Source organism: Pseudotabrizicola sp. 4114 (assembly GCF_031457365.1).
Taxonomy (GTDB): Bacteria; Pseudomonadota; Alphaproteobacteria; order Rhodobacterales; family Rhodobacteraceae; genus Pseudotabrizicola.
In genome coordinates, this window is record NZ_JAVDWP010000002.1 from 59,359 (window position 1) to 69,379 (window position 10,021).

Here is a 10,021-nt window from a genome sequence, read left to right on the forward strand (position 1 = left end):
CAGTCAGTTCCTTTCTCACTCGGCCGCGACGGTTTTGGTGCCGCCGGTCGTCGGGGAGTAATGGGCGTTGAAGTCTTCTTCGATGGTCGCAGGCTGTGGCAGCGGCTTTTCGATCACACCCAGCAGCGGCAGGATGATCAGGAAATAACCGAACCAATAGGCCGAAGCGATCAGCGAGATTGTGGCATAGGGCTCTTCAGCAGGCATTGCGCCGACCCACATCAGCACCATGAAGTCGACGCAGAGCAGCGCAAACCACCATTTGAACATCGGGCGGTAGCGGCCCGACCGCACCGACGAGGTGTCCAGCCAGGGGGCCAGAGCCATCACTGCGATGGCACCGAACATGGCCAGCACGCCAAAGAACTTAGCGTCAACGATGCCAAAGGTGATCCATTCCGCCGCAATCACCACCCAGACATCGGCGGTAAAGGCGCGCAGGATGGCGTAGAATGGCAGGAAGTACCATTCCGGCACGATATGCGCAGGCGTCGAAAGCGGGTTGGCTTCCAGATAATTGTCAGGGTGGCCCAGGTAGTTCGGCATGAAGCCGACGATGGCAAAGAACACCACCAGAATGACCGCCAGAGCGAACAGATCCTTCATCACGAAATAGGGCCAGAACGGCACGGTGTCGCGCGCGGCCTCTTCCTTGGACCCGCGGCGCACCTCAACCCCGGTGGGGTTATTGTTGCCGGTGGTGTGGAAGGCCCAGATGTGAACAGCGACCAGCGCCGCAATCACAAACGGCAGCAGGTAGTGCAGCGAGAAGAACCGGTTCAGCGTGGCATTGTCGACGGCAGGGCCGCCCAGCAGCCAGGTCTGGATCGGCTCGCCGATGCCGGGAATCGCGCCGAACAGGCCGGTGATCACGGTGGCCCCCCAGAACGACATCTGGCCCCAGGGCAGAACATAGCCCATGAACGCGGTGGCCATCATCGCAAGGTAGATCAGCATGCCGATGATCCATGTCACCTCACGCGGGGACTTGTAGCTGCCGTAGTACAGGCCGCGGAAGATGTGCAGGTATACGGCGACAAAGAACAGCGATGCGCCATTGGCGTGCAGATAGCGCAGCATATGCCCGCCGTTCACGTTGCGCATGATGTGTTCGACCGACGAAAACGCCAGATCGACATGCGGCGTGTAGTGCATCACCAGCACGATGCCGGTCACGATCTGCAAGGCAAGGCAGAAGGTCAGGACGATGCCCCAGATCCACATCCAGTTCAGGTTCTTGGGCGTGGGCAGCATCAGCGTGTCATAGAGCAGACCGACGATGGGAAGGCGCTTGTTCAGCCACTTCTCTCCACCAGTCTTGGGCTCGTAATGGTCGTGCGGAATTCCGGCCATGGTTCTTGTCCTTATCCGAGCTTGATCGTGGCATCGTCCTCAAAGGACGCGAGCGGAATGTCGAGGTTGCGCGGTGCGGGGCCTTTGCGGATGCGGCCGGCTTCGTCGTAATGCGAACCGTGGCAGGGGCAGAACCAGCCGCCGAACTCACCCGCACCATCGCCGATCGGCACGCAGCCCAGATGGGTGCAGACGCCGATCATCACCAGCCATTCGCCCGCGTCATCCAGCGTGCGGTTCTGGTCGAGCGCGTCAGCGCCGGGCTTGTTCGGGTTCTGCGCCGTTCTGTCGATGCTCAGCTCGTCCAGCGTGGTGGCGCGGGCGGCCTCGATCTCGGCTGCGGTGCGGCGGCGGATGAACACCGGCTTGCCCAGAAACTTGACGGTCAGCTGGGTGCCGACTTCGACACCAGAGATGTCGACGAAAATCGACGACAAGGCCTGAACATCAGCCGAGGGGTTCATCTGGTTTACAAGCGGCCAGACCGCGGCCCCGGTGGCAACAGCCCCGGCCCCGGCGGTTGCGTAATACAGGAAATCCCTGCGGGTGCCTGCGTGGTCTTCTGCGTGGGACACGAGATATTCTCCCTTTCAAGGCCGCCCTGACAGCGACCCATAAAGATTCCGGGGCGGTGGTTTCCCACGACCCTGCTGATCGGGTTATTAGCCAAGCCAGGGCGCGGCGTCCAGCGGACAATAAGGCGCATCTGACCCGGTTTGAACCGTTATTTCCTTGCCTGTGGCCGATAGGGCGCGGCATACACCCGACAAAGGGTGCATGAGGGCCGCCGGGTATCAAGTCCCTGCGACAAGACGTAGCGCCGGATGACCCCGGTTGAATGAGTATTTTTGCCAAGATGAATGGGCAAACTGCGCGCCCTGCCCTTTCATCTTGGCAAAAATACTCAAAAGCCACCGCCCCGCCACACAGCGCCGAACACCTGTCACCGGCAGGTCAGCCCGTCGTGGCAACGCCGCCGAGCGGGGGCTCGATGCCCCCCGAGGTGGCCCCGGCGTCCGGGTCAACGCCTTGCGAAGGGGCGTCAGCCCTGCGGCAGGGTGGCCTGCATTGACGGACGGGCGGCAAAACCAGCCTCCCAGGCGGCCAGATGCGGGCGGGTCTGGCGCCACTGACGGGCGGCGTGGCGGAAGTCCAGATAGCCCAGGGCGCAGGCGGTGGCGATCTGGCCCATGTCCAGCGGCCCGTTCAGGTGGTCGGCCCAGAGGGTTTCCAGCACATCCAGCGCGCGGTCGATCTTGGACCACTGCCCCTCGACCCACGGCGCAAAACGCTTGTCCTCGGGGCGGATGCGGGTCTCGTAGACCATCAGCAGCGCGGCATCGAGGATGCCGTCGGCGGTGGCTTCGACCGTCAGCGTATCCCACAACCGGGGCGCGGCGGGGTACAGCCCTGCCCCGGCCAGCGCGTCCAGATACTGGCAGATCACCCGGCTGTCATAGAGCGTGGGGCCGTCCTCACGCTCCAGCGCCGGGATCTTGCCCAGCGGATTGCGCTCTACCACCCCGGCATCCGGGGCGATCGGGGTGCCGGAGGCGGGAGTCAGAGCGATGCCGGTCAGGCCGGTTTCGGCGATCAGCACCAGAACCTTACGGACATAGGGCGAGGTGGGGGAGAAGGTGAGGTTCATTCGATTTCCCGCAGACGAAAGCGGGCAATGGCGCCCGCGTCAAATTCATAGCTTTTGCCACCCATACGGAAGGTGCGGCGCAGGCGGAACGCAGTGTTGCGTTGGCCTGCCGCATCGCGGGGGCGGTGCGAGGCCAGACCCTCTTCCAGATCATCCAGCGCCTCTTCGGCGCGCTGATCAGTGCGGCCCACATGGCCATGGCGACGGAGCAGGCGTTGGGCGAGATAGCCGACAGCGGCGACCGCGCCAAGGCGGAGCGCAAAGGGCAGCAGCGGGGCAAGGGGCAACGGCATGGACACCTCCGGTCAGTTGCCCCGAATCCTAGGCGGGGGGCGGGCCGCTGTCCATCCCAAGGGTTTCTTGGCCCAAGGGCTACTTGGCCCCCTTATGTCGGGCCGGGCGGCGAAATACGGTCCATCTCATCGGCAAGGCGCGCGGCGTCGCTTTGGCGCAGCGCGGCGGCGGCGCGCGCCCGCACCTCGGGCGGTTTGTTCTGGTTCAGCTTCCACGTGCCTTGCAGATCGGTGATCTGCAGCCGGAACGGCAGGATCATCCGCATCATCCGCGGCATGGCCCCTTCGCTCATCTTGGTGCTGGTCCACGGCGCCTTGGGCAGCAGCCGCGCCTCTTGCTCGGCGCTGATCGCGTCGAGATGCGGCTCCAGCGCCTCGGGCGGCAGCGGGTGCAGGGTGCCGCGCAGGTGGACGGCGATGTAATTCCATGTCGGCACCTGATCGGGCACCTGATTGTGCGGGCCGTACCAGTCGGGCGAGATATAGGCATCAGGCCCCTGCACGGCCATCAGCGCGGACAAAGGCAAGGCGGCACGGGCGATGGGGTTGGACCGGGCAAGGTGCAGATCCAGCGCAGCGCCACCCTCTGACAGCACAAAGGGCACATGCGCCGCAATCGGGCCATCGGGGCCGTTGAGGGTAAGCATGCCAAAGCCCTGCGCACGGGCAAAAGCGAGGATGGCCGCATACTCGGTGGTGCGGAAGGCGGGGTTTGGATGCATGGCCTGAACCTTAGCAAGAAATCTCAGTTGCCGCAGGGGCAAGGGTTGCGCAAGGTGGCGTCAGCCTGACCCTCTGCACCGGAGTTTCCCCATGCGTCTGCCGTTGGCCCTGTCGGTTCTGACCCTATGCGCGATGCCCGCGCTGGCGCAAGACGGCTTTCGCTGGGTGGTGGACCCGGGGTTCGAGGATGCGGGGGCCGCGCAGGATGGCGCGGTGCCGCTGCAACAGGGCGGGCTGTGGGGGCTGGCGGGCCGGGATGGCAGCTGGATCGTGCCGCCGCAGTTCGAGGCTTTGGGCGCGCAAGCCGGGGGCCGGTTTGCAGCCCGGATGCAGGGGCGCTGGGGCGTGGTTGATGCCGCCGGGCAAGTGGTGGTGCCCTTTGCCCATGACGCCATCGGCAAACCCAATGCGCTGACCCCGGTGCTGTCAGGCGGTCAGTGGCAGCTCTTGGACCGCGACGGGCATAGGGTGGGCACGGCCTTGGCCTTTGACACGCTGACCGGCAATGACGGGGCGTGCTTTACCGGCACGGCAAACGGCGTACCAGTGGTGGAGTGGCGCGGCGCGGAGCCGAAGGTGACCGTGCTCGACAACGTGGCAGGGCTGAGCCCGCCCGCGGGCGATATGTTGCGGGCAAAACTGCCCGCCGGGGGGGTGGCAATGATGTATTGCGCCACGCCCTATGTCAGCGACACCACCGAGGTGCTGGAAGATGCCCGTGCGGTGGCATCCGGCATGGCGGCGGTGAAACGCGGCGGGCTCTGGGGCTTTGACGTGCATGGGAGCTACCATCTGGACCCGATCGCGCCGCAATTCCTTGCCGTCCGCGATTTTGCCGAAGGGCTGGCCCCGGTGCAGGTGGAAAGCGGCAAGTGGGGCTATATCGACCAGCGCGGCAAGATGGTGATCGCGCCGCAGTTTGACGCGGCCTTTGGCCATGCCGATGGCATCGCGGGGGTGCGGGTCGGCGAGGCGCGGGGCATGATCGATCGCAGCGGGGCGCAGGTGATTGCACCGCAGTTTCAGGATTTCTGGCGGCATGGCGGCGGTGTGATGGCCGTGCGCAGCGGCGACGGCTGGGGCGTGATCGCGCCAGCGGCCAGCGACCCGGATGTGGTGTTTGATCTGCCGCTGTCATCGGCGCGGGCGGTGGTGGCGGGGCGCGAAGCGCCGATCCAGATCGTGCCCTCGACTCCGCATTTCTATTCGGGACAGGACATCCAGTCGCGGCATGATGTGGTGATCTCGCCCGATGGCAAGGTGATGCTGACGGTGCTGGCCAGCGACGGCACGCAAGGCTCGGGCGAGGTGGCGCTGTGGGACCGGACCAGCCGCAAGCTGATCCGCAAGCTGAAGCTTGACGGCGTGTTGCAGGCGGTACTGGTGCCGGGTGCTGCGGTCCTGGTCGCCACCAACACTCTGGGCGAGGTGCTGTTGGTCGATGCCGTCACCGGCGCGGTGCTGCACCGCGCCCGCCTGTTTGACGGCGCGGTGGGCGCGCTGGCGTTGTCGCCAGATGGCGCGCATCTGGCGGCGCTGGGCGGCGGCATGCTGCGGGTCTGGGCGCTGGCGGATGGCGATGCGGTTCTGGCGCGCAGGGCTGAGGCGCAGAAGGTGAGCTTCGCCGAAGACGGGCAATCGCTCTGGCTGGGCGATGCGACGGGCGGGCTGCAGCGTGTGGATCTGGCGGGGCAGTTGCTGCTGTCGGTGCCGGGGCAGACGGGCGAAGCGACGGCCTATGGCGGCATCATGACCGGGTTGCGCCCGGACATGGCGCTGTCGGCGCAAGGCGTGCTGGCGCGCACCTCATACCGGATGGAGCCGCAGCCGGATGGCTTTTTCCAGCAGCACTACACGTTGTACCTGACCACACCCGACGGCGCGCGGGCGGTGGCCTTGCCTGAAACCCTGCGCGATGTGCTGACGGTGGATCTGTCACCAGATGGGGCGCAGGTGGCTTTTGCCGGGGCGAATGAGGCGGATTACACCGCACAATGGACGGTGATGGATCTGGCCACGGGCACAACGCTGGGCAGCGAAGTGTTACAGCAGGGCTTTGGCTGGGTGGACCGCCTGCGCTTTACCCCCGAAGGGCGACTGGTACTGGTCGGCGGCGAGGGCGGCGACATCCGCGAGGTGGTGCCGCAAACCGGCGCGCGCTTTGCCACCTATGGCGCACCGCTGGAGCAGGTGGCGGGCGCGATTGCGCTGCCGGATGCCGGTTTTGTCTATGCGGTCAGTGGCGGCGGCCGGGTGCTGGATTGGGACATGACGGTGGGACGGCTGGCGCAGCGGGTGGAAACCGGGGTTGCGGCGGGGTTTGACACCTATGTCGGCACGGATGGCGCGATTCTGGGCGTGCTGGATGGCTTTGACGACACCAGCATGGCGGCGCTGGAGCTTGGCACGCTGGCCCCGGTGGACCCGTCCCGGGCCGCGGGCCTGTATGACACCGCGATCCTTGACGGCTTTGGCAAACGTCCAGAGGTGGACGCTCTGGTGCAGGCGCGGCTGGAGGCTTTGCCGGGGCAGAGCGCCTATGTGACCGCGCTGCCGATGACGGCTGGGCGGTTCGCGCTGATCTCCGAGGCGGTGGGGGAAAACCGGCTGTATGATCTGGCAACCGGGGCGCTGGCGGTGACGTTTCTGGCAAGCCCCGATGGCGAATGGCTGGTGCTGACGGCAGAAGGGTTCTTTGCCGCGTCGGAAAAGGGCGCAGACCTGGTCTCGGTGTCGGACGGGCTGCGGTCATTCTCGGTCGGTCAGGTGTTTCAGGCGCTGTACCGGCCCGATCTGGTGCAGGCAAAGCTGGCGGGCGACCCCGAGGGTGTGGTCGCGGCGGCAGCGGCAGAGCTGGATCTGACGGCGGTGCTCGGCTCTGGCCCCGCGCCACTGCTCCGGCTGACCTTGCCGCTGCCGGGGCAGCGGGCGGCGGGCGAGGTGGTGGATGCCTCGGTCGAGCTGACCGACGCGGGCGGCGGGATTGGCCGGGTCGAATGGCGGGTGAACGGGCTGACCGCCGATGTCAGCCCCGGTGCGGCCGATACGACGGCGACCACCCGGCTGGCGCTGGAACCGGGGCGCAATGTGATCGAGGTGCTGGCCTATAACGCGGCGGGGATGATCGCCTCGGCCCCGCAATCGGTGGTGATCGAGTGGGACGGCGGCGGCGCGCAAAGCGTGCCCGCGCTGCATGTGCTGGCGGTGGGCGTGAATGACTATGCCGACGGGCGGCTGCGGCTGACCTATGCCGCCGCCGATGCCCGCGCGATGGGCGAGGCGCTGGCCAAAACCGGGGCGGAGCTGTTTTCAGCGGTCAATGTCGTGACGCTGCTGGATGGTCAGGTGACCGATGCCGGGCTGGATGCCGCCTTTGCCCAGATGGCGGCGGTGGTGCAGCCGTCGGATGTGTTCGTGTTCTTCCTTGCCGGGCATGGCAAGACGGTGGAGGGCGAATATCACTTCATCCCCGCCGATTTCAGCTTTTCCGGCGAAGACCCGATTCGCCGGGGCGGGATCGCGCAGGCCCGCTGGCAGGAGTGGATGGCGCAGATCCGGGCGCGCAAATCGGTGATGATCTATGACACCTGCGAGAGCGGCTCGGCCACCACGACGCGCGGGCTTGAGGCGGCGCTGTCGCAATCGGCAGCGGTGGAGCGGCTGACGCGGGCGACGGGGCGGACGATTCTGTCGGCCTCGACCGATGACGCCCCGGCGCTCGAGGGGTATCAGGGCCATGGCGTGCTGACCTACGCGCTGCTGTCTGCGCTGCAATCGGGCGATGCCAATGGAAATGACACGATTGAAGTGACGGAACTGGCCGCGTTCATCGACGAAAAGGTGCCAGAGCTTTCGCAGACCGCCTTTGGCTACCGGCAGGTGCCGCAGATGTCGATCAAGGGGTCAGACTTTGCGCTGGGCGCGCCAACGACGGTGCTGGCGGGCGCGCCCGAGCGGTTCCCGACCACGCTGACGCATGTGGTGGCGGGCGGCACCGGGGTGCTGAACGCGCCCGGCGGAGCGGCGCTGCGCACGATTGATCCGGGGGCGTTCTTTGGCGTGTTCGTGATCGAAGAACGCGACGGCTATGCGCGGGTCGCCAAGGATGGCACGGAACTGGGCTGGGTGCCGGTCGCCTCACTCGGGCGGCTGCAATAGCGCTCGGGATTTGTCGCGGCGGATCAGGGTGATGCCAAGGGCAGCACCCATCACATAGACCAGCGCGGCCAGCGGCGACTGCAGCGGCAGCGACAGCGACAGCGTGACCATCGGCCCCAGAATCGTGCCCGCGCCGGGCATGATCAGGGTGCCCGCAAGCAGCCCCGCAAGCCCCATGAGCGCGATCCAGAGCAACACATCCAGCAAAAGGCCCCGGCCCCCGGCAACGCGGGTGAACAGCGGGAACAGCAGCCATTGCGCCAGGGCCGCACCAAACAGCATCGGCCCCAACGCGCGGACAAAGGCCCAGGTGTCGGGCGGTATGCCATTGGCCAGCGTCATCGCCAGCCCGAGGGTGGCCGCTGCGATCAGCGTGGCAAACAGGCGGGAGCGCGAGACCGTGTCCATGCGTCAGAGGTAACGCATTCCGGCCAAAGAAAAAGGCCGCCCGGTTACCCGTGGCGGCCTTTTTATCTTGTGTCGCTGCAAGCGCACTCAGCCCTGACGGGCCTTGTAGCGTTTTTGCGTCTTGTTGATCACATAGACGCGGCCTTTGCGGCGCACGACCTGGCAATCACGGTGACGCGTCTTCAGCGAACGGAGCGAGTTGGCGACTTTCATGGTCGTCTCTTTCCTTGGTCGCGGCGCATCACGCGCCAGTTGAAAACAATGACCCCCAAGATGGGGGCGGTGAATGGTGGGCGGTACTGGGATCGAACCAGTGGCCACTACGATGTCAACGTAGTGCTCTACCGCTGAGCTAACCGCCCACGCTACAGCCGCATTTCCCCCAAGGTCCAAAGAAAAGGACGCGGGGAGAACCGCGTCGGTGTGCGGGGGTCTATAGCCAGTTGCGTCTGTGGCCGCAAGAGGCTTTCCACCAACGCGTTGCAGGCAATCAAGGCTTTTGGCATTTCGGCAAAGCCCGCTATAACATCGGCAAGCGGGAGACAGCAGTGCAAAGCAAAGCCTTTACCCTTTACCAGCCCAAACACCGTGAAACGCCGGTGGTTTTCTCGTCGCCGCACAGTGGCCGGGTCTATCCGCCTGCGTTTCTTGCCGGATCGGTGCTCGATGCGCATGTGATCCGGTCGTCCGAGGATGCGTTTGTCGATGATCTGTTCCGCACCGCCACCGATTGCGGCGCGCCCCTGATCGCCGCCTGCGCGCCGCGCGCCTTTATCGACCTGAACCGGGCAGCGGATGAGATGGATGCGTCGGTGGTCGAAGGGGTCGCCCGCAGCCCGCACAATCCGCGCGTCGCCTCTGGCCTTGGGGTGATTCCCCGCGTGGTATCAGGCGGGCGCGCGATTTATCGCGGAAAAATGCCGCTGGCAGAGGCCGAGGCCCGGATTCGCAGCCATTGGCAGCCCTATCACGCGGCGCTGCGCCAGTTGACCGAAGACAGCCATACGCAATTTGGCCAGTCCGTGCTGATTGATTGCCATTCAATGCCGCATGAGGCCATCGAATCACATTCCCGCCCCGGTTTTGCCCGGCCCGAGGTGGTGCTGGGCGACCGGTTTGGCGCGGCAGCGGCGCGGGATGTGATGGATCAGGTCGAATCGGCGTTCCGGCGCGCCGGGTTGCGGGTGTCGCGCAATACGCCGTTTGCCGGGGCCTATATCGCCCAGACCTATGGCCGCCCGTCGCGCGGATTTCATGTGGTGCAGGTCGAAATTGACCGCGCGCTGTACATGGATGAAGCGCGAATCGAACCCTCGGCCGATTTCGAGGCGTTCCGGGCGGTGATCGCCGGCGTGGTCGCAGAGATCACCCGGATCGGCCGCACCCGGATGCCGCTGGCAGCGGAATAGCGGGTCAGCGCAGGGCGCGGCCCTTTATG

The 10,021-nt window shown here is 65.9% G+C and carries 9 protein-coding genes and 1 tRNA gene; 2 read left to right on the plus strand and 8 right to left on the minus strand.

What is annotated here, in order from left to right:
* Positions 1 to 15: 15 nt before the first annotated feature.
* The 5 genes from petB to J2X53_RS04885 form a co-directional block, all read right to left on the minus strand.
* Positions 16 to 1,353, minus strand: coding sequence for a cytochrome b (gene petB, locus J2X53_RS04865; protein ID WP_349036358.1), 1,338 nt, complete (start codon positions 1,351 to 1,353; stop codon positions 16 to 18).
* A gap of 11 nt (positions 1,354 to 1,364) precedes the next feature.
* A complete protein-coding gene (gene petA, locus J2X53_RS04870) occupies positions 1,365 to 1,928 on the minus strand; it encodes a ubiquinol-cytochrome c reductase iron-sulfur subunit (RefSeq protein ID WP_349036359.1) in 564 nt (187 codons plus the stop codon).
* Between the two features lie 467 nt (positions 1,929 to 2,395).
* Complete coding sequence (locus J2X53_RS04875; protein WP_349036360.1) at positions 2,396 to 3,001, minus strand: glutathione S-transferase; 606 nt, start codon at positions 2,999 to 3,001, stop codon at positions 2,396 to 2,398.
* The gene (locus tag J2X53_RS04880) at positions 2,998 to 3,294 is read right to left on the minus strand and encodes a hypothetical protein (protein WP_349036361.1); all 297 of its coding nucleotides are present in this window, start codon (positions 3,292 to 3,294) and stop codon (positions 2,998 to 3,000) included. Before J2X53_RS04880 ends, J2X53_RS04875 begins: the two co-directional genes overlap by 4 nt.
* 92 nt (positions 3,295 to 3,386) lie before the next feature.
* Positions 3,387 to 4,016, minus strand: a complete 630-nt coding sequence (locus J2X53_RS04885) for an FMN-binding negative transcriptional regulator (RefSeq protein ID WP_349036362.1) — start codon at positions 4,014 to 4,016, stop codon at positions 3,387 to 3,389.
* 91 nt (positions 4,017 to 4,107) lie between these two features.
* On the opposite strand from J2X53_RS04885, the gene J2X53_RS04890 reads away from it, so the two are divergent.
* Positions 4,108 to 8,175, plus strand: coding sequence for a WG repeat-containing protein (locus J2X53_RS04890; protein WP_349036363.1), 4,068 nt, complete (start codon positions 4,108 to 4,110; stop codon positions 8,173 to 8,175).
* Here J2X53_RS04890 and J2X53_RS04895 read toward each other — a convergent pair.
* The 3 genes from J2X53_RS04895 to J2X53_RS04905 form a co-directional block, all read right to left on the minus strand.
* Positions 8,155 to 8,583, minus strand: a complete 429-nt coding sequence (locus tag J2X53_RS04895) for a hypothetical protein (RefSeq protein ID WP_349036364.1) — start codon at positions 8,581 to 8,583, stop codon at positions 8,155 to 8,157. The genes J2X53_RS04890 and J2X53_RS04895 overlap by 21 nt on opposite strands.
* 87 nt (positions 8,584 to 8,670) lie before the next feature.
* Positions 8,671 to 8,796 carry a type B 50S ribosomal protein L36 gene (ykgO, locus tag J2X53_RS04900; RefSeq protein ID WP_023666132.1) on the minus strand — a complete coding sequence of 42 codons (126 nt, stop codon included), beginning with the start codon at positions 8,794 to 8,796 and terminating at the stop codon, positions 8,671 to 8,673.
* Between the two features lie 74 nt (positions 8,797 to 8,870).
* Positions 8,871 to 8,945: transfer RNA gene (locus J2X53_RS04905), tRNA-Val, on the minus strand.
* A gap of 186 nt (positions 8,946 to 9,131) precedes the next feature.
* Here J2X53_RS04905 and J2X53_RS04910 point away from each other — a divergent pair.
* Positions 9,132 to 9,992, plus strand: a complete 861-nt coding sequence (locus J2X53_RS04910) for an N-formylglutamate amidohydrolase (RefSeq protein WP_349036365.1) — start codon at positions 9,132 to 9,134, stop codon at positions 9,990 to 9,992.
* Positions 9,993 to 10,021: the final 29 nt, after the last annotated feature.

What these genes read in the sequence shown, in the direction of transcription:
- petB (WP_349036358.1), bottom strand. Translation starts at nt 1,353, where the DNA reads ATGGCCGGAATTCCGCACGACCATTACGAGCCCAAGACTGGTGGAGAG.
- J2X53_RS04875 (WP_349036360.1), bottom strand. Translation starts at nt 3,001, where the DNA reads ATGAACCTCACCTTCTCCCCCACCTCGCCCTATGTCCGTAAGGTTCTG.
- J2X53_RS04880 (WP_349036361.1), bottom strand. Translation starts at nt 3,294, where the DNA reads ATGCCGTTGCCCCTTGCCCCGCTGCTGCCCTTTGCGCTCCGCCTTGGC.
- J2X53_RS04885 (WP_349036362.1), bottom strand. Translation starts at nt 4,016, where the DNA reads ATGCATCCAAACCCCGCCTTCCGCACCACCGAGTATGCGGCCATCCTC.
- J2X53_RS04890 (WP_349036363.1), top strand. Translation starts at nt 4,108, where the DNA reads ATGCGTCTGCCGTTGGCCCTGTCGGTTCTGACCCTATGCGCGATGCCC.
- J2X53_RS04895 (WP_349036364.1), bottom strand. Translation starts at nt 8,583, where the DNA reads ATGGACACGGTCTCGCGCTCCCGCCTGTTTGCCACGCTGATCGCAGCG.
- ykgO (WP_023666132.1), bottom strand. Translation starts at nt 8,796, where the DNA reads ATGAAAGTCGCCAACTCGCTCCGTTCGCTGAAGACGCGTCACCGTGAT.